This window comes from Aeromonas genomosp. paramedia (genome assembly GCF_023093515.1).
In the GTDB taxonomy this organism is placed as follows: domain Bacteria; phylum Pseudomonadota; class Gammaproteobacteria; order Enterobacterales; family Aeromonadaceae; genus Aeromonas.
The window spans coordinates 467,272-493,643 of the sequence record NZ_JAAROG010000017.1 but is presented as its reverse complement, the minus strand read 5'-3'; the positions used below and the strand labels follow the sequence as shown (position 1 = coordinate 493,643).

Annotated in this window: 22 protein-coding genes; 9 read left to right on the top strand and 13 right to left on the bottom strand. The window is 64.4% G+C overall.

Features of this window, described 5'->3' with window-relative positions; genetic code table 11:
• Nucleotides 1–233: 233 nt before the first annotated feature.
• Together HB860_RS12760 and bioA are read right to left on the bottom strand one after the other, a co-directional pair.
• Complete coding sequence (locus HB860_RS12760) at nucleotides 234–1,055, bottom strand: HAMP domain-containing protein (protein ID WP_247626884.1); 822 nt, start codon at nucleotides 1,053–1,055, stop codon at nucleotides 234–236.
• Between the two features lie 135 nt (nucleotides 1,056–1,190).
• Nucleotides 1,191–2,465, bottom strand: coding sequence for an adenosylmethionine--8-amino-7-oxononanoate transaminase (bioA, locus tag HB860_RS12755; protein WP_247626883.1), 1,275 nt, complete (start codon nucleotides 2,463–2,465; stop codon nucleotides 1,191–1,193).
• A 191-nt stretch (nucleotides 2,466–2,656) separates the two neighbouring features.
• On the opposite strand from bioA, the gene bioB reads away from it, so the two are divergent.
• The 5 genes from bioB (at nucleotide 2,657) to htpX (ending at nucleotide 7,519) form a co-directional block, all read left to right on the top strand.
• On the top strand, nucleotides 2,657–3,745 hold the full coding sequence (gene bioB / locus HB860_RS12750) for a biotin synthase BioB (protein WP_043131627.1): 1,089 nt from the start codon (nucleotides 2,657–2,659) through the stop codon (nucleotides 3,743–3,745).
• The gene (gene bioF / locus HB860_RS12745; protein WP_247626882.1) at nucleotides 3,742–4,938 is read left to right on the top strand and encodes an 8-amino-7-oxononanoate synthase; all 1,197 of its coding nucleotides are present in this window, start codon (nucleotides 3,742–3,744) and stop codon (nucleotides 4,936–4,938) included. Before bioB ends, bioF begins: the two co-directional genes overlap by 4 nt.
• Nucleotides 4,928–5,731: a malonyl-ACP O-methyltransferase BioC gene (gene bioC, locus HB860_RS12740; protein ID WP_247626881.1), complete on the top strand. Its 804-nt coding sequence runs from the start codon at nucleotides 4,928–4,930 to the stop codon at nucleotides 5,729–5,731. The genes bioF and bioC overlap by 11 nt, the downstream gene beginning before the upstream one ends.
• Nucleotides 5,732–5,851: 120 nt before the next feature.
• Nucleotides 5,852–6,532: a dethiobiotin synthase gene (gene bioD / locus HB860_RS12735; protein ID WP_139435152.1), complete on the top strand. Its 681-nt coding sequence runs from the start codon at nucleotides 5,852–5,854 to the stop codon at nucleotides 6,530–6,532.
• A gap of 114 nt (nucleotides 6,533–6,646) precedes the next feature.
• Complete coding sequence (gene htpX / locus HB860_RS12730; RefSeq protein ID WP_171269207.1) at nucleotides 6,647–7,519, top strand: protease HtpX; 873 nt, start codon at nucleotides 6,647–6,649, stop codon at nucleotides 7,517–7,519.
• Between the two features lie 85 nt (nucleotides 7,520–7,604).
• Here the strand turns inward: htpX and HB860_RS12725 are convergent, their stop codons facing one another.
• The gene (locus tag HB860_RS12725; RefSeq protein WP_247626880.1) at nucleotides 7,605–9,407 is read right to left on the bottom strand and encodes a hybrid-cluster NAD(P)-dependent oxidoreductase; all 1,803 of its coding nucleotides are present in this window, start codon (nucleotides 9,405–9,407) and stop codon (nucleotides 7,605–7,607) included.
• Nucleotides 9,408–9,758: 351 nt separating this feature from the next.
• Here HB860_RS12725 and HB860_RS12720 point away from each other — a divergent pair, with 351 nt between their 5' ends.
• The 3 genes from HB860_RS12720 (at nucleotide 9,759) to HB860_RS12710 (ending at nucleotide 16,088) form a co-directional block, all read left to right on the top strand.
• Nucleotides 9,759–11,405, top strand: a complete 1,647-nt coding sequence (locus tag HB860_RS12720; protein ID WP_247626879.1) for an NAD(P)-binding protein — start codon at nucleotides 9,759–9,761, stop codon at nucleotides 11,403–11,405.
• Complete coding sequence (gene nifJ / locus HB860_RS12715) at nucleotides 11,402–14,977, top strand: pyruvate:ferredoxin (flavodoxin) oxidoreductase (RefSeq protein ID WP_247626878.1); 3,576 nt, start codon at nucleotides 11,402–11,404, stop codon at nucleotides 14,975–14,977. Before HB860_RS12720 ends, nifJ begins: the two co-directional genes overlap by 4 nt.
• 247 nt (nucleotides 14,978–15,224) lie before the next feature.
• Nucleotides 15,225–16,088, top strand: coding sequence for a hypothetical protein (locus tag HB860_RS12710; RefSeq protein ID WP_247626877.1), 864 nt, complete (start codon nucleotides 15,225–15,227; stop codon nucleotides 16,086–16,088).
• 148 nt (nucleotides 16,089–16,236) lie between these two features.
• Here HB860_RS12710 and HB860_RS12705 read toward each other — a convergent pair whose 3' ends face one another.
• The 6 genes from HB860_RS12705 to HB860_RS12680 form a co-directional block, all read right to left on the bottom strand.
• A complete protein-coding gene (locus HB860_RS12705; RefSeq protein WP_005313020.1) occupies nucleotides 16,237–16,452 on the bottom strand; it encodes a YdcH family protein in 216 nt (71 codons plus the stop codon).
• A gap of 286 nt (nucleotides 16,453–16,738) precedes the next feature.
• Nucleotides 16,739–17,329, bottom strand: coding sequence for a hypothetical protein (locus HB860_RS12700; RefSeq protein ID WP_247626876.1), 591 nt, complete (start codon nucleotides 17,327–17,329; stop codon nucleotides 16,739–16,741).
• 11 nt (nucleotides 17,330–17,340) lie between these two features.
• A complete protein-coding gene (locus HB860_RS12695) occupies nucleotides 17,341–18,687 on the bottom strand; it encodes an MATE family efflux transporter (RefSeq protein WP_202046349.1) in 1,347 nt (448 codons plus the stop codon).
• Nucleotides 18,688–18,826: 139 nt separating this feature from the next.
• Nucleotides 18,827–20,650, bottom strand: coding sequence for a SulP family inorganic anion transporter (locus HB860_RS12690; protein ID WP_247626875.1), 1,824 nt, complete (start codon nucleotides 20,648–20,650; stop codon nucleotides 18,827–18,829).
• Between the two features lie 70 nt (nucleotides 20,651–20,720).
• Entirely contained in the window at nucleotides 20,721–21,305 is a 585-nt protein-coding gene (locus tag HB860_RS12685; protein WP_247626874.1) for a nucleotidyltransferase family protein, read from the bottom strand.
• A complete protein-coding gene (locus HB860_RS12680; RefSeq protein WP_247626873.1) occupies nucleotides 21,295–21,552 on the bottom strand; it encodes a GNAT family N-acetyltransferase in 258 nt (85 codons plus the stop codon). The genes HB860_RS12685 and HB860_RS12680 overlap by 11 nt, the downstream gene beginning before the upstream one ends.
• A gap of 146 nt (nucleotides 21,553–21,698) precedes the next feature.
• Between HB860_RS12680 and cysM the strand changes: the two genes are divergently transcribed.
• Entirely contained in the window at nucleotides 21,699–22,601 is a 903-nt protein-coding gene (gene cysM, locus HB860_RS12675; RefSeq protein WP_247626872.1) for a cysteine synthase CysM, read from the top strand.
• A gap of 37 nt (nucleotides 22,602–22,638) precedes the next feature.
• Here the strand turns inward: cysM and HB860_RS12670 are convergent, their stop codons facing one another.
• Genes HB860_RS12670 through HB860_RS12655 form a run of 4 tightly spaced genes read right to left on the bottom strand, consistent with a single transcriptional unit; the run spans nucleotide 22,639 to nucleotide 26,363 of the window.
• Nucleotides 22,639–23,823, bottom strand: a complete 1,185-nt coding sequence (locus tag HB860_RS12670) for an iron-containing alcohol dehydrogenase (RefSeq protein WP_247626871.1) — start codon at nucleotides 23,821–23,823, stop codon at nucleotides 22,639–22,641.
• A 17-nt stretch (nucleotides 23,824–23,840) separates the two neighbouring features.
• On the bottom strand, nucleotides 23,841–24,347 hold the full coding sequence (locus HB860_RS12665) for an SCP2 sterol-binding domain-containing protein (RefSeq protein WP_247626870.1): 507 nt from the start codon (nucleotides 24,345–24,347) through the stop codon (nucleotides 23,841–23,843).
• Nucleotides 24,337–24,927: a TetR/AcrR family transcriptional regulator gene (locus HB860_RS12660; RefSeq protein ID WP_247626869.1), complete on the bottom strand. Its 591-nt coding sequence runs from the start codon at nucleotides 24,925–24,927 to the stop codon at nucleotides 24,337–24,339. Before HB860_RS12660 ends, HB860_RS12665 begins: the two co-directional genes overlap by 11 nt.
• Before the next feature lie 8 nt (nucleotides 24,928–24,935).
• Nucleotides 24,936–26,363: a coniferyl aldehyde dehydrogenase gene (locus HB860_RS12655; protein WP_247626868.1), complete on the bottom strand. Its 1,428-nt coding sequence runs from the start codon at nucleotides 26,361–26,363 to the stop codon at nucleotides 24,936–24,938.
• Nucleotides 26,364–26,372: the final 9 nt, after the last annotated feature.

Genomic DNA, 26,372 nt, shown 5'->3' with positions numbered 1-26,372 from the left:
GCGCGCTGGAGCACAGGCGCAGCCGCCGGCAAGAGGATGGGCTGCATGTCAATCTGTTCCTCCTGCTGCTGATCCTGGCCGCCAGCCTGCTGTTTTACTACTTGGCGTGATCCGCCGGTTTCTCCTCCTGGGACGAGAGCGCTGGAGCACAGCCGCAGCCGACGGCAAGAGGATGCGCTGCACGTCAATCTATTCATCCTGCTGCTGATCCTGGCCGCCAGCCTGCTGTTTTATTACCTGGCGTGATCCGCCGGCTTCTCCTCCTGGGACGAGGGGGCGGGGCGCTTGCCGAGCTGGCGCTCCACGCTGTCGAGCATCTGGTTGTAGGCGAGGGCCACCCGACCTATCTCGTCCCCTTCATCGCCCTCCAGCCGGTGACCGAAGTCGTGCAGATCGGTGGCCTCCTCCATGGAGCGGGTCAGCTGGTTGAGGGGGCGGACTATCCAGGTGCGTATGACCCAGAGGGTGAGCAGCAGCCCCAGCCCGAAGATGAGGGTGAGGCTCAGGGCCGAGGTGAGTATGTTCTGCTCGACCCGGGTAAAGAGGGTGTCGAGGGAGTAGTCAAAGCGCACCGCCCCCAGCACCGTGTTCTCCGGCACCTGGTGACAGCTGGTGCAGTCGGTGCCGCGAAAATCCTTCTTGGCCAGCAGGGGGCGGGTCACCACCAGCTTGCTGTGGGTGCCGTCGTGCACCACCTCCAGGCTCCCCTTGCCCGCCAGGGCCAGGGCATCGAATCTGTCCTTGGGGGCCTCACTGTCGCGGCCAGGCCCATACTGCTTGTTGACCGGCGCCCCACGCACTATGCGGGCATCTTCCACGTGGGCGTGATCGAGAAACTTGGCGCGCAGGGTATCGCGGGCCTCCATCTTGCCGGTCAGCATCAGCATGTTGAGGCCGTCGAAATAGGCCTCGGTCTGCTCGCGGCTCTGCTCCTTGATGAGGGTCAGGATGAGGTCGCGCTCGCGCACCGCCTGATAGGCCGCGGAAAACACCAATACCATGGAGAAGATGAAGAGCAGGAAGAAATTGATCTTGGCAGTGATGGAGAGGCGCATGGGAAAGGTACATCTGTTGGGTAAAACCCGCGCAGTCTACTCCCCTCGCCTGGCGGGTTCTGGTGTCTCGCTCACATTCTGATGAAAAAGAGCCAAAAGGCCCTGCATTCTCATGCAGAGCCTATTCATCGAGACTCAGAATTCGCCGCTGGCGATGGCCTCATGGATGGCCCGGGTCAGCACCCGCAGCTCCTCGGGGCTGATGACGAAGGGGGGCATCAGGTAGATGAGCTTGCCGAACGGGCGGATCCAGGCCCCCAGCGACACGAACTTGCGCTGGATGCGCGCCACGTCCACCCGCTCCTTCATCTCCACCACACCGATGGCGCCGAGTACCCGCACGTCGGCCACAGCCGGATGCAGGGTCAGCTGTACCAGTTCGGTGCGCAGCTGATGTTCGATGGCCCGCACCCGTTCCTGCCAGGGTGAGGCCAGCAGCAGTTCGATGGAGGCGTTGGCCACCGCGCAGGCCAGCGGATTGCCCATAAAGGTGGGGCCGTGCATAAAGACGCCGGCCTTGCCGTCACAGATGGTGCGGGCGACCTGCTCGGTAGTCAGGGTGGCCGACAGCGTCAGGTAGCCGCCGGTGAGCGCCTTGCCAAGGCACATGATGTCGGGGCTGATCCCCGCCCAGTCGCAGGCAAACAGCTGGCCGGTGCGGCCAAAGCCGGTGGCGATCTCGTCGGCGATCAGCAGCAAACCGAACTCGTCGCACAGGGCGCGCACCCACTGCAGGTAGCGGGGGTGATAGAAGCGCATGCCACCCGCCCCCTGCACTATGGGCTCCAGCACGATGGCAGCGATTTCCTCATGGTGGTCCGCCACCAGGGTCGCCAGCTCCACCACGCAGCTCTCGTCCCACTCGGCGTGGAAGCGGCAGCTGGGGGCGGTCACGAAATGGTGCTCCGGCAGGAAGCCCTTGTAGAGCTCGTGCATGCCGCCATCCGGATCGCAGACGCTCATGGCGCCGAAGGTGTCCCCGTGATAGCCGCCCCGCAGGGAGACGAATCTGGCGCGGGGCGTTCCCTTGGCGTGCCAGTACTGCTGGGCCATCTTGAGCGCCACCTCCACCGCCACCGAGCCGGAATCCGCCAGAAAGACCCGATCCAGACCGGCCGGGGTGATTTCCACCAGCTTGCGACAGAGCTCGACCGCCGGGGCGTGGGTCAGGCCGCCAAACATCACGTGGGACATCTTGCCGAGCTGGGTGGTGGCGGCCGCGTCGAGCTCCGGCACCTGATAACCGTGGACGCAGGCCCACCAGGAGCTCATGCCATCCACCAGCTCGCGGCCGTCGCTGAGGGTGAGGGTCACCCCCTTGGCGCTGGCCACTTCATAGCAGGGCAGGGGATGGGTGAGGGAGGTATAGGGGTGCCAGACGTGGTGCAGGTCGAATTCTTGGTTGGTCATTTTATGTTCTGTTGTCAATTGGTTTGATCTGGTCGGTGTTGACAGTCTACGCGCGCTCTCTACACTAGCCAACAATTTCAGCCACTTGGCGCCAGTCCTAACAGCGAGTAGGTCGGCCGGTGGCGGCTTTTGCGGTCCTTCATCTCAGGATGGCGGCGCAGGATCCCACTTATAACAACTGGAAGCCATGTATGAATGCTCTCACCCTGGGCGGTCACGCCCTTCGTCACGACTGGACCCTCGCCGAGGTCCAGGCCCTGTTTGCCCTGCCATTCAACGATCTGCTGTTCCAGGCCCAGACCGTACACCGCGCCCATTTCGACCCGAACGAGGTGCAGGTGAGCACCCTGCTCTCCATCAAGACCGGCGCCTGCCCGGAGGATTGCAAATACTGCCCCCAGAGCGCCCGCTACCACACCGGGCTCGAGACCGAGCGGCTGATGGAGGTGGAAAAGGTGCTGGAGCGGGCCCGCGAGGCCAAGGCCAACGGCTCGTCGCGCTTCTGCATGGGGGCCGCCTGGCGCAACCCCAAAGAGAGGGACATGCCCTATATCCTGCGCATGGTCGAGGAGGTGCGCGGGCTGGGGATGGAGACCTGCATGACCTTGGGGATGCTGACCGCCGATCAGGCGGCGCGCCTGGGTGCCGCCGGGCTTGATTACTACAACCACAACCTCGATACCTCGCCGGAGTTCTACGGCGACATCATCACCACCCGCACCTATCAGGACAGGCTGGACACCCTGGAGCACGTGCGCGGCGCCGGCATGAAGGTCTGCTCCGGCGGCATCGTCGGCATGGGGGAGCAGGCAAAGGATCGGGCGGGCCTCCTGATGGCGCTGGCCAACCTGCCCCGCCACCCGGAGAGCGTGCCCATCAACATGCTGGTCAAGGTGAAGGGGACGCCCATGGAAAACCAGGAGAATCTGGACCCGTTCGAATTTATCCGCACCATAGCCGTGGCGCGCATCATGATGCCCGCCTCCCACGTGCGTCTCTCCGCCGGACGGGAGAAGATGAACGAGCAGATGCAGGCCATGTGCTTTATGGCGGGTGCCAACTCCATCTTCTATGGCTGCAAGCTGCTGACCACCCCGAACCCGGACGAGAACAGCGACATGCAGCTGTTCAAGCGCCTCGGCATCCGCCCCGCCCAGCGGGCCCAGAAGCCGGATCAGGTGCAGGAAGAGGAGCTCCTTGCCGAGGTGAGCCGCCAGAGCGAGCCGAGCGAGCTCTTCTACGATGCCACCCGTTCCCGCGCAGGTGCCGTCCGTCCATGACTTCCCCTGTTGTCACCGGCCCCTTTGCGCTGGGGGAGGCCCTGGCCGAACGTGAGCAGGCGGCCCTGCTGCGCCGACGCACCCCTGTGGATGTGGCGAGCGGCGGGCGGATCCGGGTCGGGGGACGCGACTACCTCAACCTCTCTGCCAACGACTATCTGGGGCTCGCCGATCATCCCGCCATCAAGGCCGCCTTCAACGAGGGGATCGACCGCTATGGCGCGGGCGCCGGCGCCTCGCCCCTGGTGACCGGCTACAGCCGCGCCCACCAAGAGCTGGAAGAGACCCTGGCTGAGTGGCTCGGGGTGGAGGCTGTGCTGCTGTTCAACAGCGGTTTTTCTGCCAATCAGGCGGTGCTCAAGGCCCTGCTCGGCAAGGAGCACCTGCTGTGGCAGGACAGGCTCAACCACGCCTCCCTGCAGGAGATGGGCAGCCAGCTGCCCTGCAGGATGAAGCGCTTCGGCCACAACGACATGGCCGCGCTCGCGCGTCAGCTTGAGCCAAACCGGGGCCTGATCGTCTCGGAGGGGGTGTTCAGCATGGACGGGGATCAGGCGCCCTGGACTGAACTCGCGACATTGGCAGCCCAGAGCGGCAACTGGCTGATGATCGACGATGCCCATGGCCTCGGGGTGCTGGGGCCACAAGGGCGCGGCACCCTGGCGGCGCAAGGGGTTGCTCCCGCCAGCGTGCATATCCAGATGGGCACCTTTGGCAAGGCGCTCGGGGTGGCAGGCGCGTTTGTGGGCGGCAGCCGCGAGCTGGTGGAGTACCTGGTCAATTTTGCCCGCCACTATGTCTACAGCACCCATATGCCCGCCGCGCAGGCTTGCGCGATCAGCCAGAGCATTGCGTTGGTACGCGCCGCCGACGAGGCCCGCGCCCAGCTTGTTCACCTTATCGCCCGCTTTCGGCAGGGGGCACAGACGCTCGGTTGGACGCTGGGTGCAAGCGAGACCCCGATCCAGCCCCTGCTGGTGGGGGAGAGCAGTGCCGCCCTGCAACTGGCCGAGCGGCTGCGGGAGCGCGGTGTCTGGGTGAGCGCCATTCGCCCGCCCACTGTGCCGGTCGGCACGGCGCGCCTTCGCATTACCCTGAGTGCCGCCCACCGCGAGCAGGATGTGGATAGCCTGCTCGAGGCCCTGGGTCCCTGCCCATCCAGTGATCAGAGAGGAGGCGCCCATGCTGCATGAGCGTTTCCAGCAGGTCGACAAGGCCCAGCTCGCCCGTCGCTTCGGGGCCGCCGCCCGTCACTACGACGCCCACGCCCGCTTCCAGCAGGAGGTGGGGCAGGCGCTGCTGGTGCGCATGGGCGAAGGGAGTATGAAAGAGATGCGCCCGGGGGCCGGGCTGGATCTGGGCTGCGGCACCGGCTTCTTCCTGCCCGCGCTGGCGGGTCGTTGCCAGCAGTTGCACGGGCTGGATCTCGCCCCCGGCATGCTGGCGCAGGCCGCCCTGCGTGGCAGCGGCGCCCGGCTGGTGTGCGGCGATGCGGAGGCGCTGCCCTTCGCGGATCAGAGCCTGGACTGGGTCTTCTCCAGCCTGGCCCTGCAGTGGTGCGAGCGCCCGGCCCAGGCGTTTGCCGAGATCCACCGGGTGCTCAAGCCCGGCGGTCAGATCTTCTTCTCGACCCTGCTGGCCGGCTCGCTTTGGCAGTTGCGCGAGGCCTGGGGCGCCGTCGACGGGCATGCCCACGTCAACCGCTTCCTCGCCCTGCCCCAGTTGCAGCAGGCCATTGGCGCCGCGGGTTTTCAGGAGCCTGAGCTGACCTCTGTCACCTGGTCTCTCGCCTATCTGGAGCTCAACGACTTGCTGCGGGATCTCAAGGGCATAGGGGCCAGCCAGGTCAATGACGACAGGGCTGCGGGGCTGGGCAACCGCCAGCGCCTGAGGCGTCTCGGGGAAGCCTATGAGCGCCACCGCCAGCCCGACGGCCTGCTGGCCGCCAGCTATGAGGTCTGTCTCGGGCGCCTTGTCCGCCGCTGACCGGCTGCGGGAACACGCGTTTTTGCCTTGGGCCGGGCGAGTTTAGCCGCCCGGCACAAGCCCATCATTGATACCCAGGTGGTGCCAGAGCGCCACCTTGAACTGCGCTGAGGAATCATCATGGTCAGATCCTATTTCATCACGGGCACCGACACCGACGTGGGCAAGACCCTGGTCGCCCGTACCCTGCTGCAGGCGTTCGCCGCCCGGGGCATCCCCTGCGCCGGCTACAAGCCGATCTCCGCCGGTTGTGCCCGCACCCCGGAGGGGCTTCGCAACCTCGATGCCCAGCAGCTGCAAGCGGCCGCCAGCCTCCCGCTGCCCATCGACTCGGTCAACCCCTACGCCTTCGAGCCCCCCATAGCCCCCCACATAGCCGCCCGGGAGGTGGGGGCGAGCATTCCCCTGGCGGGCCTGTCTGCCGGGTTGCGGGAGATTGAGCGGGCGGGGGCCGAACGGGTGATAGTCGAGGGGGCGGGGGGCTGGTTTTTGCCGCTGGATCACCAGCATCTGCTCTCCGACTGGGTTGCCCTTGAGCGCCTGCCGGTGATCCTGGTGGTGGGGGCCAAGTTGGGTTGCCTCAATCATGCCCTGCTCACCTGCGCCGCCATCCGCCATCAGGGGCTGACCCTGGCCGGCTGGGTGGTCAATCGGGTGGATCCGCACATGAGTCGCTACCAGGAGAACCTGGCCACCTTGAAAGCCATGTTGCCGGCCCCATTTCTGGGGGAGATCCCCTTCGTAGACCAGCCGCTCGAGGCGGATCTGCGCGATTGTCTCGACATCTCGTCCCTGCTCTGAGGCCCAACATTCAGCAAACATTCATCGAGTCTGTCTATGATCGGGGGCAGGTGTGGTATCGGGTCGATTGTGAATTGGCCCGAACCATGCATCTATATCTCACAAGGAGTCAATATGAAGCGAATTATGCTATTCCTGGTGACCAACCTGGCCGTCATGCTGGTGCTGGGGGTGGTACTCAATATCCTGTTCTCGGTTCTGGGGATCAACAAGTCCAGCATTTCCGGTCTGTTGGTGTTCTGTGCCGTGTTCGGTTTTGGGGGTTCCTTTATCTCCTTGCTGATGTCCAAGTGGATGGCCAAGCGCAGCTATGGCGTCCAGGTCATCGAGCAGCCCCGCAACGAGACAGAGCACTGGCTGGTGAGCACAGTCGCCCGTCAGGCCCGTGAGGCTGGCATCAAGATGCCGGAAGTGGGGATCTACGACTCCCCCGAGATGAACGCCTTCGCCACCGGCGCCCGCCGCGACGACTCCCTCGTTGCCGTGTCGTCCGGCTTGCTCTACAGCATGAGCCGTGACGAGGCGGAAGCCGTGCTGGCCCACGAGGTGAGCCACGTGGCCAACGGCGACATGGTGACCCTGACCCTGATCCAGGGGGTGGTGAACACCTTTGTGATGTTCTTCGCCCGCATAGTGGCCGGCGTCATCAGCAACTTCTTCAGCTCCAACAACGACGAGGAGAGCAGCAGCTCGGGTGGTTTTGCCTACATGATCACCGTGTTCGTGCTGGAGATGCTGTTCGGCGTGCTGGCCTCCATGATCGTCATGTGGTTCAGCCGTCAGCGCGAGTTCCGCGCCGATGCCGGTGCCGCCAAGCTGGCCGGTCGCGACAAGATGATAGCCGCGCTGCAGCGCCTCTCCCGTGGCGCCGAGCCGCAGATGGAAGGCACCATGATGGCCTTCGGCATCAACGGCAAGCGCTCCATGAGCGAGCTGTTCATGAGCCACCCGCCCATCGAGCAGCGCATCGCCGCCCTGCGTGGCTGATTGCCAGACACGATAAGAAAACGGCTGCCTCAGGGCAGCCGTTTTGCTTTGCGATGATGGCGCCGACCCGTGCGGCGCCATCATCTTATTTGATCACCAGATCGGAGAGGGGCACGGCGCAGCAGGTGAGGATCTTGCCCGCGGCTCGCTCGGCGGCTGTGATGGCCGGGGCGTCCGGATGATCCACTTCCCCTTCGAGCAGGGTCTGCTTGCAACTGCCGCAGATGCCGGCGCGGCAGCTCCAGGGCAGCTCCACCCCCTGCTTGTGGGCCTGATCCAGCACTGTGCCCTGATTGTTGCCAGCGAAGGTCTGCTCGCCGATGCGCAGTTGCACCGCCTTGTGGGGGCGGGCCACCGAGAGGATGGCCCCGCCAAAGCTCTCCTGGCGGATGCGCTCGGCGGCGACCCCCTGCTCCTGCAGCAGCCTGGCCGCCTCGCTCATAAAGCCGTGGGGGCCGCACAGGAAGATCTCCCGCGCCAGCAGATCCCTGACCTGCTCGAGGTGCCCCTTGCCAAGGCGACCGCTCATGCCCTGCCAGTGGCCATCGGGCTGGCTCAGGATCAGGGTCAGTTGCATGCCTGCCTGACTCATGGCGTGCAGCTCGGCGGCGGCCGGAATGTCGGCCTCGTTGCGGCACAGGTGCATAAAGTGAACATCTTCCAGCTCCCCGCGCAGCGCCAGGGTGCGGGCAATGGACAGCATGGGGGTGACGCCTGAGCCCGCCGAGAGCAGCAGCAGCTTGCGCTCTGTGCCTAAGTAAAACTCGCCGGCCGGGGGGGCGGCCAGCAGGTGATCGCCCACGCGCAGCTCATGGTGAAGCCAGGGGGAGATGCGGCCATCGGCCAGCTTCTTGACGCTGATGCTGTAACGCTCGGGTCTCTCCGGGGTGGAGCTCAGGGTGTAGCGGCGCTGTTGCCGCTCCCCCTTGATGTCGAGGCTGATGGGCAGGTGCTGGCCCGGCAGGTAGTCGGGCAGGGGCTCGCCGTCGGCGGCCTCGAACCAGAAGGTCTCCAGATCCCGGGCCAGGGGCTCGCGGGCGACGCAGACCAGCTCCCGCTTCTTCGGCGCCGCATTGGGGTAGACGGGGGGACGGGCGGTTTCCAGCACCTGGATCTCGCTCCCTGCCTCAATCCAGCCCTCGTTAAGCGCCACCAGATTCTGGCCGAAATAGACCTCCCCATCCTCGCCACGGCGGTAGCGGGTGAGGGTGGCGAGCGGCTCTTTCAGCGCGTTGAAGCGATCCGTGCCCGCCTCCACCGTGGTCATGATGCAGCGGCTGCACGGCTTGGCCACCAGAAACTCCACCTCGCCGATGCGGATCCGCTTCCAGCCATCCTCCTCGAAGGGGCGGGTGCCGCTCGCCACCAGATTGGTGCGAAACTGGCTCATCTGGTGCAGGGCATCGGATCTCAGGTTGAGGTCATCCAGCGAACTCTGGCTGATCAGCAGCAGGGGATAACCGTCGGCAAAGCTGACCCGGGTGCCGGTCTTCTCCCGAAAGCGGTCAGAGGTTTCGCCGAGCCAGAGCAGGCGAACCGGCTCCCCCGCCACCCGGCTCAGCCACTCATCGGCCTGGGACTGGGTGTGCAGGGCATGGAAGCTGTCGCCCCAGACGCCTGTGGCCTGGGGGGCGCGGCTGAAGTCCGCTTCCTGCAGCCTGAGCTGCGCCATTCCGGGGTAACGCAGTTGCAGGCCGCCCTCCACCGGGGTGGCAGTCACCAGTTGCAGCTGGGGATGGGTGCGGGCTGTGATGAAGGTGCCGTCCGGCTTGACCACCATGTAGCGGCGATCCCCCAGCAGCCCCTCCTCGGTCACCCGGGCGCGGGTCAGCGGCATGCCCGCCGTCGATTTGATGGGGTAGAGATGTATGCTGGCGAGGCTGGGCATGTCAGGGTCCTTGTGCTGTGGCGATTCCAGTGAAGAGGGCAAGATAACGATTCCTGCCCCGTGCGGCAATCCTCTCTTGCCCCCCATCATGGGGGGCAAGAGAGGAGGCGCCTGATTGGTGCAGTCCAACGGCGCCATGTGATCGGGGTCGGATCCCGGGGGAAACACCCCATAAAACGCAACATTTATTGATCCTGATCCACCATGTCGTACAAAAAACGGCCCATCATCGAGCCAGCTTCCAGTTTCTAACGCTTTCGCTTCTTCCCCCTCCGGCCACCGTCTGCCCAGGCAAAACGGTATCAAGCGCCATCGGAGCGGGCCTGTTACCCAACAAGAAGAAAGCAATGTATGAGCAAACAACTGGATATGACCCCACAGCCGGATCTCTCCCAGAAAACGGGAACAGGCCCGGTCCGTACCCGGCTACCCGTTTGGCGGCCGGCCCTGCCACCCTGCAATCATGCCTGCCCGGCCGGAGAAAATATCCAGGCCTGGCTTGCCCTGGCCGAAGCTGGCCGCTTTGAAGCGGCCTGGCAGCGACTCATCGAAGAAAATCCCCTGCCCGCCGTCCACGGCCGGGTCTGTTATCACCCCTGCGAAAGCGCCTGCAACCGGGCCCAGGTGGACGAGGCCGTCTCCATTCACGCCATCGAGCGCTTCCTCGGTGACGAAGCGCTGGCCAAAGGCTGGCAGCCTTCGCCCCCCGCGCCCGCCAGCGGCAAGAAGGTGCTGGTGATCGGTGCCGGTCCCTCCGGCCTCTCCTGTGCCTGGCACCTCAACCGGCTCGGCCATCAGGTGGAGATCCGCGAGGCGGGGCCACTGGCGGGCGGCATGCTGCGTTTCGGCATTCCCGCCTACCGTCTGCCCCGCGATGTGCTGGACAGGGAGGTGGCCCGCATCCTGGCGGCCGGGGTGACCCTGACCCTCAACCACAAGGTGGAGGATGTGCTGTGGGAGCGCGACGAGGGGGGCTTTGACGCCGTCTTTATGGCCATCGGTGCCCATCTGGCCAAGCGGGTCGATATTCCGGCCCGGGAGGCGGGCAAGATCCTCGATGCGGTGAGCTTCCTCGAGCAGGCGAGTCTGGCCGAAGAGCAGGGTTTGCCGCCCCCCAGACTGGGACGGCGGGTGGCCATCTACGGCGGCGGCAATACCGCCATGGACGCAGCCCGTACCGCCCGTCGCCTCGGTGTGGAAGAGGCGATGATCATCTACCGCCGCGACCGGGATCATATGCCTGCCCACGCCTTCGAGGCCCTTGAAGCCGAGGAGGAGGGGATCAAGATCAACTGGCTGCGCAGCATCCGCCAGCTCGACAACACCAATATCGAAGTGGAGGTGATGGCGCTGGATGAGCAGGGCAAGCCGGTGCCCACCGGCCAGTTTGAAACCCTTGAAGCGGACTCCCTCATTCTGGCGCTCGGTCAGGAGGTCGACCTCTCGGTGCTGGAGAGCATTCCCGGCGTGCGGGTCAACAAGGAGGGGGTGGTGCAGGTGGCGGGTAACCTGATGACGGATGTGCCGGGTCTGTTTGCCGGCGGCGACATGGTGCCCTCCGAGCGCACCGTCACCATCGCCACCGGCCACGGCAAGAAGGCGGCGCGCCATATGGATGCCTGGCTGCGCGGTCGCCACTACCACAAACCACTTTCCTATTCATTGGTGGGGCCGGAGCAGTTGCAGCTCTGGTTCCAGACCCATGCGCCCGCCAGCAGTCAGCCGATCAAACCGGCGTGGGCGCGGGATGACTTTGGCGAGATCATAGGTGGGCTGGATGAGGTGGCCGCCCGCTACGAGGCGGCGCGTTGCTACTCCTGCGGCAACTGCTTCGAGTGCGACGGCTGCTACGGCAGCTGCCCCGAGCAGGCCATCGTCAAGCTGGGGCCGGGCAAAGGCTATCAGGTGGATGCCGAGCGCTGCACCGGCTGCGGTGCCTGTCATGACCAGTGCCCTTGTCACGCTATCGAGCTGCGCCAACCGGAGGAGTCCCAATGAAACATGAACTGATCATGGTCGATGGCAACGAAGCCGCGGCCCGGGTGGCGTACCAGCTGAGCGAAGTCTGTGCCATCTACCCCATCACCCCCTCCTCGACTATGGCGGAGCTGGCCGATGCCTGGGCGGCGGAGGGGCTGACCAACCTGTGGGGCAATATCCCCACAGTGGTGGAGATGCAGAGCGAAGGGGGGGCGGCCGGTACGGTACACGGCGCCCTGCAGGCGGGGGCGCTCGCCACCACCTTCACCGCCAGTCAGGGGCTGATGCTGATGCTGCCCAACATGTACAAGATTGCCGGCGAGCTGACCTCGGCTGTGTTCCATGTGGCGGCCCGTTCGCTGGCCGCCCAGGGGCTGTCGATTTTTGGCGACCATCAGGACGTGATGGCGGCGCGCAGCACAGGTTTTGCCATGCTCGCCTCCGGCTCGGTGCAGGAGGCGCAGGACCTGGCCTTGGTCGCCCACAGCGTCACCCTGCAGTGTCGGGTGCCCTTTATCCACTTCTTCGACGGCTTTCGCACCTCCCACGAGGTGAACAAGATCACGGCCCTGCATCGGGACGAGATCCGGGCCCTTATCGACAACGACTGGGTGCGCGCCCACCGTGCGCGGGCGCTTAACCCGGATCATCCGGTGATGCGCGGCACCGCCCAGAATCCGGATACCTATTTCCAGTCCCGCGAGAGCGTCAACCCCTTCTACGAAGCCGTACCGGCACGGGTGCAGCAGTGCATGGAGAGCCTCGGCAAGCTGACCGGCCGCCACTACCATCTGGTGGAGTATCACGGCGCACCGGATGCCACCGATGTCATCGTGCTGATGGGCTCGGGGGCGGCCACCGCCCGCACCACGGTCGATTGGCTCAACCGGCAGGATCGCAAGACCGGGGTGCTGGTGGTGCGTCTCTATCGCCCCTTCCCGGTACAGGCGCTGCTCGATGCCCTGCCCGCCAGCGTGCGCCGCATCGCCGTGCTGGATCGCACCAAGGAGCCGGGGGCGGGCGGCGAGCCGCTGCTGCTGGATGTGCAGAGTGCGCTGATCGATGGCTTGCAGCGCGGTCTTATCAAGCGCCTGCCGTGGCTCAGTGGTGGCCGTTACGGCCTCTCCTCCAAGGAGTTCACTCCCGCCATGTGTGCGGCTGTGTTCGAGGAGCTCTCCTCCGATGCACCGCGCCCGCGCTTTACCGTGGGGATTGTCGATGACGTATCGGGCCTCAGTCTGGCCTGGCACCCCATCGGCGATCTGGAGCCCGCCAGCCGGGTGCGGGCGCTCTTCTTCGGCCTGGGTGCAGACGGTACGGTTGGCGCCAACAAGAACAGCATCAAGATCATCGGCGAGCTGGATGGCTTCCACGCCCAGGGCTACTTTGTCTACGACTCCAAGAAGTCGGGCTCGCGCACTGTCTCCCACCTGCGCTTTGGCCCCGAGCCCATAGACGCGCCCTGGCTCATCGAGCAGGCGAGCTTTATCGGTTGTCACCAGTGGAGCTTCACCGAATCGGTGGACTTGCTGGAGCACGCCGCCGAAGGGGCGACCCTGCTGCTTAACGCTCCCTACGAGGCTGACCAGGTGTGGAGCCAGCTGTCCGAGCGGCTGCGTGCCCGCATCCGCGCCCTCAATATCCAGCTCTACTGCATCGACGGGGATCGGGTGGCCGAGCAAAACGGCATGGGCAATCGCATCAACACCATCATGCAGACCTGCTTCTTCGCGCTGGCCGGGGTGTTGCCACGGGATGAGGCGATTGCGCTGATCAAGGAGAGCATCGAGAAGAGTTATGCCCGCAAGGGACCCGAGGTGGTGGCGCGCAACTTCGCGGCGGTGGACGATACCCTGGCTCACTTGAGCAAGGTGGCGATCCCGGCCGGTGACGAGCAGATCAGCGACTATCCGCTGCCATTGGCACCGGGGGGCAGCGAGTTTGTCCAGCGGGTCACAGGCCCGATGCTGGCGGGGCGCGGCGATTTGATCCCCGTCTCCATGCTGCCGGTGGATGGCACTTACCCCACCGCCACCAGCCGCTTCGAGAAGCGGGATATCGCCCGCGAGATCCCGATTTGGCACTCCGATATCTGCATCCAGTGCGGCAACTGCGTCTTCGTCTGCCCCCACGCGGCGCTGCGGGCCAAGTTCTACCATCAGGATTGGCTGGCAACCTCCCCCGAGGCGGCCCAGTCGGTGCCCGTCACCGCCAAGGGCTTCCCCGACAGCCGCTACACCCTGCAGCTCTATCCGGAAGATTGCACCGGCTGCGGCCAGTGTGTGCAGGCCTGTCCGGTGCGGGTCGGGGCGGATGAGGAACACGAAGGCGAACGCGCCATCACCATGATGGACAAGGCGCCGCATCTGGCGGGCCAGAAACAGGCGCTGCGCTGGTTCGAGAGCCTGCCATGGCCTGCCCGCGAGCGGGTGGACTTCTCCACCGTGCGCGGTGCCCAGTTCCTCGAACCCCTGTTCGAGTTCTCCGGTGCCTGCGCCGGTTGTGGCGAGACCCCGTACCTCAAGCTGCTGACCCAGCTGTTTGGCGATCGCATGCTGGTGGCCAACGCCACCGGCTGCTCCTCCATCTATGGCGGCAACCTGCCGACCACCCCCTGGGCCAAGAACGCGGAAGGGAAGGGGCCGGCCTGGTCCAACTCATTGTTCGAGGACAACGCCGAGTTCGGCTTTGGTTTTCGTCTCACCGCTGATCAGCACCACGCCCAGGCGGTAGCGGCCTTGCAGGCGATGAAGGGGGAGCTGGGTGAGGCATTGGTCGAGTCGCTTATCAAGGCCCCGCAGCGGCTGGAGTCGGAGATCCGCGCCCAGCGAAATCGGGTCGCACAAGTGCGCGAGCGGCTGGAAGAGGTTAAATCCGGCAAGGCCCGCGAGCTGCTGTCACTCATCGATCAGCTGGTGCGCCGCTCGGTCTGGATAGTGGGGGGCGATGGCTGGGCCTATGACATCGGCTCATCGGGGCTCGATCACGTGCTCGCCTCCGGGCGCGATGTGAACGTGCTGGTGATGGATACCGAGGTCTACTCCAACACCGGCGGCCAGATGTCGAAGTCGACCCCGCTCGGTGCCGTCGCCAAGTTCGCGGCGGGGGGCAAGACGCTGGCCAAGAAGGATGTGGCCTTGCAGGCCATCTCCTACGGCAACGTCTATGTTGCCCGCATCGCCTTTGGTGCCAACCCGCAGCAGGCGCTGCAGGCCTTGCGTGAGGCCGAGGCCTATCCGGGGCCGTCGCTTATCATCGCCTACAGCCACTGCATCGCCCACGGCATCGACATGGAGTTTGGTCTGACCCAGCAGAAACGCGCCGTCGCCTCCGGTCACTGGCCGCTGATGCGCTACAACCCGGTACTGCGCAGCGCCGGGCAGAATCCCTTCAGCCTCGACAGCCTGCGCCCCTCCATCCCGCTCGCCGAGTACCGGCAGGAGGAGAACCGCTTCCAGGTGCTGGCCCAGAGCCATTCGGAGGAGGCGGAGCGGCTGATGCAGGTGGCGCAGCAGGTGGTCTGGCAGAGGTGGACCACCTACGAGGAGATGGCCACCCGCGAGGCCAGCCATTTCCATCCGCCGGTTTGATGATGGGGTTAATTCTGTATAGAGAAGCGGGCCATTGGCCCGCTTCTTTGTATTGGATAGTGATGGATATTCTATTTCTGATCTCTGAGATCAAGTACCATTACTGTAGTGGTGAAATATTTTCCGCACCATAATGATGGGTTGATATGCTAGGGAAATCCGGGCAGGATATACATCACAATATATTTTAATGCAGATGCTCCATGCATAATCAACCTTTGTTATATCTTCATGGTGTGGAAACTTAATGGAACCAAAAAACGTTATCCAACGATATATGAATCTATCGAAATTCCTATATCTCTTGCAAAATAGCACCTTGTTTTTGCCTAAAATGTCTATTTTTGATGACCAACTCGAAGGTGGGTTGACGGCAACTGACTATTTAAATAAGTCTAATGAACCAGGCATTCTTGAACTTACTATGAATTTTCTTCCAGTATATGGTGAGTCAGCAGAGCAAAGGGAAAAAAGATTAAATGTCAATGAGTTTTCTAAGCAGAAACTAGATAATGCAAAATTCATGACTCCATTTGGTGAATACCTGAAAAGTGACACTCAGACTGTTTTTCCAAAGTGTCGCGAGTATCTCTATGTAAGCTGTTGGCATCGATCTTATTTTGAATGTAGTGCCATGTGGCTATTGTATGGTGCTGAGAAAAACTCAGTCTGTATTTTTACCTCGATTGAAAAACTAGAACAGCAAATCATTCATAATGAGTTGCTTGATAATCTAAAGCTTGAAGATGTCAACTATATTGATCATGCAAAGGCTCAGTTCGGCTCTAATTGTCTTGATCCATTCCTGTCAAAATCCTTGCCATTCAGTTTTGAAAAAGAGCTGCGTATTGTAGCTTTCGACTCGAAGACTGATTTGGCAAGAGTTGAACAAAATGAAAAGGCTGGCGTAAACATAAGAATTCATTCCCTTCCTAAGCTAATAGATAGAGTTGTGGTCTCTCCAAATTCAGATTCATGGTTTAAAGATTGCATTCAGAAGCTATGTAATGAGTATGGCTTGGGTATTGAAGTAGAAATGTCATCACTTAAGCGTGAACGTAATGAAAGTTTCTTGGGGGCTATGGCACAACTTCAAAACATAGAGCTCTAGTTATCCCCTGACACAGGCCTGACCCCCTGGAAGTTCCGACACTGGCGGCCGGATATGGCAGTCGCCGTGTCTTGAGGCGGCCAATAAAAAGCCCGGCTTTAAGCCGGGCTGGGGGATAAGTTGCTTATCCGGGTATTCGTCGAGGCGTCTAGTGTGGATGTTGTTTGAGGATGTCGTATATCTCCTCTTTCAGTTTAAGTTTCTGTTTTTTCAGATCCTTCACCTCGGAGCTGTAATCGCTGGCGTGATGTTTTTCCAGCTTCCTGATCTCCGCATCCAGGTCGTTGTGCAAGTCAAACTTCTTTTGGAAATGGACATCACTGCTCTTCAGTTTCGAGATGAGATCTCTGTACTCCGGGAACATGTAATGAAGCCTCCTTGGTGTCGTTTGATTGTGCCTTGACCTTCAAACTACCCCTTACCCCGGGAGATAAATGTGATCCCGATCGAATTTGGGGCAATGGGTTTGCTGCATCTGGCGGATGATTTTTAACTGATTGAATCACAAGAAGATAAGTGATTTATAAGGAGGACAGAGAGGCGGGAATCGGGATCCCGTTCACAGTCGTGACCCTTCGATGACAGCCAAGGGCCGCCGGGCGGGCAGCAAGAAGGGGCGCAGGGCCCCTTCTTGGTAACAGGTGTGGCGTTTACTCTTTTTTCTTTTTCTTCTCGGGCAGGGGCTGACCGCCTCGGGCAATCACCTTGCCCACCTCGAAGCCTATCTGGGCCGCCAGCTCTTCCAGATCCGGGGCCTTGGCCTCGTTGCCGATGGCGTACTGGTAGTTGGCTATGGTGATCTTCTCGGCCACCGGGGTGCCCGGCACTATGGGCTCACGCCAGCCCTGGCCCACATGGGCCACCAGGGTGCCGTTCATGATGAGCTCGCCGACTATCTCCTGGGTGGGGATGCCCTTGCCGTAGGTCAGCCCCTGGGCATGTTTCTTGCCGACCAGGGGTTCGGTGCTTGCGGGCACCAGCTTGGTGCGGATCAGCCACTTGGGATCCTTGTGCTTGCCCACCGCCTTGCCGGTCTGGTACTCGTTGATCTTGATGGTCTTGATCATCTGGGCCATGAAGTCCTTGGTCAGGGCCTTCTGCGCCTCGCTGGTCTGGTCGATGACGATGGGGGCCACGTACCAGGTCTGGGGGGCTTGCGCCTTGGGGGCCGCCGGAGCGGTTTGTGCCATGGCGAGCGGGCTGAGCAGGATGGCCGCCAACAAGAGTCCGATTTTCTTCATTGTGATTCCGCTTATGTTTCGACAAGAATTTTGTTTTGCCAGCGACGACTGCGCCAGCGCCAGAACATGGCCAGACCGCGAACCCACTCGTCGCAGGCCAGCGCCAACCAGATGCCTACCAGGCCATAGCCCTGCATGATACCAAGGAAATAGGCGAGGGGAACGGCAATGCCCCACATGGAGACGAGCGCCATGTAGAGCGGGAAACGGGCATCCCCGGTGGCGCGCAGGGCGTTGATCACCACCAGGTTGAAGGTGCGGCCGGGTTCGAGGATGAGGCTGATGAGGAACAGCTGCGCCACCTGGGTGATGATGTCGGCGTCGTCGGTGAACAGGCTGATGATGGCGCGTCCGTTCAGGGCCGCGGCGATGGCAATCAGGCTGGTGACGATGAGGCCGAGCTTGAGGCTCTTGATGAGCTGGCGATAGGCCTGCTCGAAGCGACGGGCCCCCGCCAGATGGCCGATGATGATCTCGTTGCCAAGGCCGATGGAGAGGCCGAACAGCAGGATGAACAGGCAGATCTGGAAGAAGTAGGACTGGGTCGCCAGCGCCTTGTCGCCGAGCAGGCCGACGAAGGCGGTCACCACCATGAACTGCAGCATCCAGGAGAGGTTCTCCCCCGCCGCCGGCAGGCCGATGTGCAGCACCTTGTCCAGCATGACCTTGCTTGGCCGGAGGATCTCCGGCAGTCGCAGCCGTATGCCGGTCTTGCGCGCCACCAGCCACACCAGTAGCACCACGCCGACGATGCGCCCGGCAACAGTGCTGATGGCGACCCCGGCGACCCCGAGCTGGGGCAGGCCGAACCAGCCATAGAGCAGCAGCAGGTTGCCGACGAAGGTGATGAGGTTGACGATGAGGGTCACGTACATGGCCTGACGGGTGTGGCCATGGGCGCGCAGGGTGGCGGCCAGGCAGAGCGCCGCCGCCTCCGGCAGCAGGCAGAGCCCGATGATCTGCAGGTAAAGGGTGGCATCCCCCATCAGGTGGGCGGGCAGGTTCATCAGCGCCAGCATGGTGCTGGCACCGGCCATGACCCCGACTGCGGCCACCAGCCCCACCAGCAGGTTGAAGCCGATGGCGGTGTGGATGACCACGCGCGCCTTCTCCCTATCCCCCGCTCCCAGGTACTGGGTGATCACCACGCTGGTGCCTATGCTGACAAAGCTGAACAGGGTGATGGCGAGATCGAACACCTGGTTGCCCACCGCCAGCGCCGCCACCCCCTGGTAGGAGACGTGGCCCACCATGAAGGTGTTGAGGGCCCCGGTCAGGAAGTGCAGGGCGAGATCGATGAACAGTGGCCAGGTCAGGGCGAAGAGGGAGCCCGGGCCCGCGTGGGATTGAGTCTGCATGGGATGTCCAAATACTGGGGATGGCCCTCGTCAGCGCCATCTGGACGGGCATTTAACACCAAGCGGGTGCGGGGTGCAATCCTGCCCTGAGCAAAGAGGGGGACGGGCCGGCCCGGCACCCTCTCGCTGGGTGGCGCCGTCAGACCGGGGTGGCGCCCGCTTCCTGCTCGCAGGGCCGGGTGAGGTGCGCCGAGTCCGGCAGCTCGTCGTCCTGGGGCCAGCGGGAGAGCAGGGTATCCGTGGTGCTCTCCACCACCTCGTCATCCTTGAACACAGGCTCCCGATAGCAGCGGGTCATGCGCAGGGCCTGATACATGTCGGGGCTGAGGATGACCCCCTCGTCGCCTATCCGGATCCCCGCCTGCTTGAGCCACTGGGTCATCTGGCCGTGGCGACCGGCCATCACCATGTGGATGCCACGGCGCCTGAGCTCCTTGTGCAGCTCCCCCACCATGCTCATCACGCTGATGTCCTGATGGGTGAAGCAGGCCACCGCGTCCACCACCAGGCACTTGGGATTGTGGGGATCCTGCACCAGCAGCGCCAGCACCCGCCGCTTGAAGTAGGGGGCGTTGAAGTAGGTCAGCGGCGAGTTGAAGCGATAGACCAGGATGCCGGGAATCGCCTTGGCCTGCTCGTTGTCCCCCAGGGTGCGCACCACCCCCTCGTCGTCCATGCCGAGCAGCTGATCGGTGGGACGCATCACGTTGCGCAGGAACTGGAACAGGCCCAGCAGGACCGCCAGGGTGATCCCCGGAATGACCCCCATGGTCAGCACGCTGACGAAGGTGATGAGGGCCAGCCAGAAGGCGGCGCGGTCCGAGTCGCGCAGGGCCCAGAGGCCGCGAAAATCGGTGAGCGACAGGGAGGCCATCACCAGCACCACCCCGAGGGCGGCGGTGGGGATGAATTTAAGCGGCGCCGTCAGGTAGAAGGTGATGAGGGCGATCACTGCGGCCGCTATGATGGAGACCAGCTGGCTCTTGCCGCCGTTGGCGTCGTTGACCGCGGTGCGTGAATCCGCCCCGCTGATGGCAAACCCCTGGGAGACAGCAGAGGCGAGGTTCGCCATGCCCAGCGCCCTGAACTCCTTGTCCGCGTCGATCTCGTAGCCGTTCTTGGCGGCGAAGCTGCGGGCGGTGAGCATCATGGAGACGAAGCTCACCATGGCGAGGTTGAGCGCCGGCAGCACCAGCTCGCGCATCAGGCCGGGGGGGAATTCCGGCATCTGGAAGGCGGGCAGGCCCGAGCCCACGGCCCCCAGGGTGGCGATATCGAACTGGCCGAGATTGAGGGCCCACACCAGGGCCGCCGTCACCACCATGGCCACCATGGAGGAGGGCCAGGATGGCTTGTAGCGCTTGGCCAGCAACAGGGTGAGCAGGGCGGTCAGGCTCATGGCCAGGGTGGGCAGATGGGTCTGGGTAATGTAGTCGGTGCCATTCAGGATCCGCTCGATGAGATAGCGCTCGCTGAAGGTGAAGCCGAAGATCTTGGAGAGCTGACCCACCATGATGGTGATGGCCACCCCGTTGAGCAGCCCCATCAGGATGGGGCGGGAGAGAAAGTCCGCCAGCACCCCCAGCTTGAAGCGGCTGGCGATGAGGCACCAGAAGCCGGTCATGGCGGTCATGGTCATCACCAGTTGCCACTGGCGGGTGGGATCCCCGGCGGCGAGCGGCGTCACCACGGCGGCGATGACGGCGCAGGTGGCGGCGTCCGGGCCGACGATGAGCTGGCGGGAGGTGCCAAAGAGGGCGTAGACCACCATGGGCAGGATGCAGGAGTAGAGGCCGACGATGGCGCCTACCCCGGCGAGCTCCGCATAGGCGATGGCCACGGGCAGGGCCACGGCCGCCACCGAGAGTCCAGCGCGAAGATCCGGCATCAGCCAGGCCCGCTGATATTGCAGCAGGGCGGCGAGGCCCGGCAGCCAGCGTTCGAGTGAGAAGAAGTCGCGCATTATTTAACCCATTGAGTTACAAACATCTTTTTCTTAGTGTGCCCAAGGTTGTCGGCCCATTGCAATCCGGTCATGGCCAGTTCACCACCAGATCAGGCCAGATGCGCTGCCACTGTTTGTCCCTGATCCTGTCGATGAAGATCCGGCTCTCCTGCCGGCAGCGGGGATTGGGGCTCACCTGCAGGGACCAGTTGGGGCCAAAGCCGTAGGGAGCCAGCCACTGGAACTCATCGTTTTCCAGCAGGCGGACCCCGATGCAGGTGGGCACCTCCACCCAGTGGCCGAGCGCCGCCAGCGAGCTGGCAAAGGGGGCCACTTGCTGGCGCACATGCATGCGGGCCTGGTTACGCACCTCCCAGCGCTGGCCGGGCAGACGCTCCGCCAGCCAGGCTTCGTGCTCCCGCTCGGCGGCACCTTCCGGATCGCTCGGATCCAGATAGACAAGATCTATGTCGTTGAGAGGGGTGGGCTCGGCCTTGTGATGGAGATGATCCCAGATGAGGTTGCGCACAAAGCCCGCCCCCAGCGCCCAGTCCGGCAGGGCCAGCTCCCGCGCTGCCCAGAGGCAGGCCATGCGCAGGGGATCGGCCCGCAGCAGGACCTCGGTGTGGGCTTGCAGCTGCGCCTCCCGGGGGGCTTGTGCCTCAACCGGCATGACGGCGCAGCCAGACGTCCATGTAGCTGCAGCTCGGCACTATGGTGAGCCCCTCTGCCCGGGTCCAGTCGTAGAAGCGGCGCGCCAGCCTGTCGGCAATGCCCTGTCCCCTCAGCTCGGACGGCACCTGGGTGCTGCAGGCGTCCACCGTAGTTGCGTCCAGCATGCGGTAGCTGAGGCGAGAGGTCTTGCCGTCCACCACGCAGATGAACTGCTGCTGGTCGGCCTGATGAAGAATGTCGCTCATGGAGGCTCCTCAAAGGGTGGGGAAGGGGTATCAGAGCATGCTGGCCGGACTTTGCCAACCGTGCTCTTTGCGGGCCGAGGAGGCTCGCTTACACTGACCGGCCTGCGAGCGGCTCGCTAGGCAAGGTATAGAACAGTTAGCAGAGGATGGATCCCGTTATGGCCTTCGCCACCCTGGAAGATCTGATTGGCAATACCCCGTTGCTGCGCCTGCGGCGCATCAACCCCTGTCCCGACGTGACCCTGCTGGTGAAGCTGGAGGGCAACAACCCCGCCGGCTCGGTCAAGGACAGGCCGGCCCTGAACCTCATCCGGGCGGCGGAGGCGAGCGGTCACTTAGGGCCAGGAGCACGACTCATCGAGGCCACCTCGGGCAATACCGGCATAGCGCTGGCCATGGTGGCGGCGGCCCGGGGATACCGGATGCGCCTCGTCATGCCCAGTACCATGAGCCAGGAGCGGCGCGACGCCATGCAGGCCTACGGCGCCGAGCTGGTGCTGGTGGAAAACGGCATGGAAGAAGCTCGGGATCTGGCGCTGGCCATGCAGGCCCGAGGCGAGGGGCTGGTGCTCGATCAGTTCAACAACCCGGCCAACCCGGATGCCCACTACCTCTCCACCGGCCCCGAGATCTGGCGCCAGAGCGCGGGGGCAATCACTCACTTCGTCTCGGCCATGGGCACCACGGGCACCATCATGGGGGTCTCCCGCTACCTCAAGGAGCAGAACCCGGCGGTGCAGGTGATAGGCCTGCAACCGGCAGAGGGGAGCCAGATCCCCGGCATTCGCCGCTGGCCCGCCGCCTATATGCCCGCCATCTTCGAGCCAGAGCGGGTCGATCGGGTGCTGGATGTGACCCAGGAGGAGGCGCTCGCCACCATGCGCCGGCTGGCGCGGGAAGAGGGGATCTGCTGCGGGGTCAGCTCGGGGGGCGCCGTGGCCGGCGCCCTGCGGGTGGCGGCCGAGATCAAGCAGGGGGTGGTGGTGGCCATCATCTGCGATCGGGGGGATCGCTACCTCTCCACCGGGGTCTTCACGCCGCCCATCTAATCCTGCTCCCCCGGCCCTCTGCGGGCTGGCTTGGGGGTCATTCCCACACCTGCTCCAGCAGGGCCAGCAGCTGTTCCCTGTCCGCATCCTTGCGGTTGTAGAGCAGGGCGCCGTCGTTGATGGCGAGATCCCGGATATCCTTGAGCAGGGCTCTGTCCGTCACCCCGGCTTCCGCCAGGGTGCGCGGCAGCCGCACCGCCTCCCACAGGGTGTCGCGCAGGGCGCAGAGTGCATCCAGGGTGGCCTGGGGTCGCAGTGCCTGTGGGGTGGCCGCGAAGCGCTCAGGCCCCGCCAGCGGCAGCAGCAGACGGGCCAGCTCAGGGTCTATCTGCGGCCTGTTGTAGTCGAGCACAGTGGGCAGGAAGAGGTTCATGCACAGGCCGTGGGGCAGGTGGCAGCGGGCCCCCAGGCTGTGGCCGAGGGCGTGTACCAGCCCCACCATGGAGTTGGAAAACGCCATGCCCGCCAGGGTGGAGCCCTCCGCCAGCTGCAGTCGCAGGCGCTTGTCCTCGGGGGCCAGCAGCACCCTGGGCAGGGCATCGGCTATCTTCTCCACCGCCATCAGGGCCAGGGCGTCGCTGACCGGGTTCTTGCCGTTGCCGATGAAGGCCTCGATGGCGTGGGTCATGGCGTCCATGGCGGTGGCAGCCGTGATGGGCAGCGGCAGCCCCTGGGTGAGGCGCGGATCCAGCACCGCCAGCTGGGGCAGCAGGAAGGGGGAGGTGAAGGGCACCTTGCGCCCGCTCCCCTCGTCCCGGATCACCGCCACCAGGGTCACCTCCGAGCCGGTGCCCGCCGTGGTGGGCACCACAGCCAGCGGCTTGAGGGGTCGGGTCAGGCAGCCTGCCCCTGCGTGATCCAGCAGTCGCTCCCCGCCCAGGGTGACCAGGATGTTGACCGCCTTGGCGGTATCGATGACGGAGCCGCCCCCCAGGGCCACCATGCTGTCACAGCCCAGCTCCCGCCAGCGGGCGGCGATGCGCTCCACCACGGCGGTGGAGGAGTCGGCGGGGATCTCGTCCCAGATGGCGGCCACCGGCAGGCCCCCCTCCGCCAGCACATTGGCCAGCAGGGTGGCGAGCCCGCTGCCGCCGACCCCCTTGTCGGTGAGCAGCAGCGGACGGCGTGCCCCCAGTGCCATCAGCTCGTCCGGAAGCTGCTCCAGCGCCTGCTCCCCCGCCATCAATCTGACCGGACAGAAGAAATCGTAATAACGGCTCATGGTGTTCATCCTTCTCTTCAACCGGTCAGCAGACCCAGGTAGATGTGGCAGGCTCGCGCGAGCTTGTGGCGCGGGCTCGGGTAGTGGCGCAGCAGGGGCCGCGCGATGAAGGCAGGCAGGATCAGTGCTTGCAGCTGCTCCAGCGCTCGCACCAGGTGCATGGCCGCCCCGAGATCCCCCTCCACCAGCAGCCGGTTCTCGCAGAAGGCCTGATTGATGCCGAGGCGAAAGCTGAGGGCGCGAAAGGCGATGGCGGGGTGTTTGAAACGCACCCGCAGCGGGTGCAGGCCGCCGGGATCGGGCGCCGCGCCGCAGCGCCAGCGGCTCCCTGACTTGTACAGGGTCAGCCCCCGTTTTATGCCGCTCACCTCCAGCCGGATGCAGAGCCCCTCCGGCAGGGGGGCGAGCTCGCGGCGCACCGCCTCGTCGACCCGGGCGGCGCGGCACAGGGTGCGGCCGATGACCCAGAGCAGGCCCCCTATCCAGAGGCGCCTGCCGGTGGCAAGCCAAGGATCAAGCGTCATCAAGGCCTCCTGCGATGGCGGACCAGAAGAGGGCGAAGGCGCTGGCCTGCCAGTGGGGGTCCTCCCCGAGCTCGGGCTGGTCGACAAAGAGGGAGGCGCAGGCCAGAAACTGGCTCTGGCACACCTCCAGCATCAGGACGGGGGGCGCCTGCATCAGCTCGCCGCTGGCCTGACCCTGGGCGAGCAGGCGCGGCAGGAAGCGCAGTGTCTCCCCCAGGATCTGGCTGCGCAGGGATCTGGCCAGCAGGGGGGAGTGGAAGAAGCCCAGCACGAACTTGAGCTCGTGGGGATGGGCCTGCATCCAGCGCATCGCCTGACACCAGTAGTGGCGCGCCTGCTCCCTGAGGGGCAGGGCCGGATCCGCCTCGCTGATGGCGGCGCCAAGGCGCAGCTTGACGTCCTGGTAGAGCTGTTGGATCAGCAGCTCCTTGCTGGGAAAGTGGTGGAACAGGGTGCCGTTGGCCACCCCGGCCGCCCGGGCGATGCGGGCGGTGGCGGCCCCCTGCAGGCCATCCTCGGCGCACAGGGCAAGGGCGGCATCCAGGATCTGGCGGCGTTTGTCTGTCATGGGATCGCTCATGCAGCCTCCTAGCGCAGGAACAGGGCCATCATCAGCCGCTGGTACCAGCGCCGATAAGGGGGATGGATCAGGGTCCCGGCGCTGAAACGGCCGCGGCGCAGCACGGTTTTCGCCTTGGAGAAGGTGAGAAAGCCCTCGTGGCCGTGGTAGTGACCCATGCCGGAGGGGCCTATGCCGCCGAAGGGGGCGTCGTCCGCCGCCACCTGGAACAGGCACTCGTTGATGGCCATGCCACCGGCGTGGGTCTCCCGGATGAGTCGGTGCTGCAGCGCCGGATCCAGGCTCATCAGATAGAGCGCCAGCGGGCGTGGCCGGGCCGCCACATAGGCAATGGCCTCCTCGATGCTGTCATAGGGCACCAGGGGCAGCAGGGGGCCGAAGATCTCCTGCTGCATCAGCTGGCAGTGGCCGGGCACCTCGGTCAGCAGGTGGGGCACCAGGCGGCGGGTGCCGTCATCCCGGGCCGGCGAGGCGCAAGGGTGCACCTCGGCGCCCGCCTGTTTCGCCTCCGCCAGCCAGGCGGTGAGCCGCTCATACTGGGCCCCGTTGATGATGGAGCCGTAATCCGGGCTATCCAGCCCCTTGGGATAGAGGCGGCGAAAGTGTGCCTGATAGGCCTCGATAAAGGCCTGCTCCTGCCCTCGCGGCAGCAGCACATAGTCCGGGGCCACGCAGATCTGGCCGGCGTTGAGGCTCTTGCCGAAGATCATCCGCTCCACCGCCAGGGCCAGGGGCATGTCGGGGGCGATGAGGCAGGGGCTCTTGCCACCGAGCTCCAGGGTCAGCGGCGTGAGCTGGGGGGCGGCGGCGGCCATCACCCGCCTGCCCACCGCAGTGGAGCCGGTGAACAGCAGATGATCGAAGGGGAGGGTGCTGAAGGCGGCCGCGAGTCCCGCGTCCCCCTCGATGACCACCACCTCGTCGTCGTCAAACACCTGGGCCAGCAGGGTGCGCAGCACGGCGTTGGTGTGAGGGGTGAACTCGGAGAGCTTGATCATGGCGCGGTTGCCGGCGGCGATGGCGCCGATGAGGGGCCCCAGGCTCAGCATCACAGGGAAGTTCCAGGGCACCATGATGCCGATGACGCCCAGCGGCTGATAGTGCACCTCGACCCTGGCGGGGGCCAGCAGCAGGCCGGGATGACGCCGCGCCGGCCTCATCCACCCCTTGAGCCGTTTCAGGCTGTAGTTGATCTGCATGACGCAGGGCAGGATGTCGGCGACCAGGGAGTCGTAGTCGCTGCGCTGGCCGTAGTCCAGGGCCAGGGCGTCGCACAGGGGTTGCTTGTGGGCGAGCAGGGCCTCCTTGAGTGCGATCAGCCGGTTGCGGCGCTGTGCCAGGCTCGGCATGGGATGGGCCTGGCAGGCCTGCTTGAGGCGGTGCAACTGCTCGGGCAGGGAGAACTTGTCTGGGGACTCTGTTGGTATGGCTTCCATGGTTTGCTC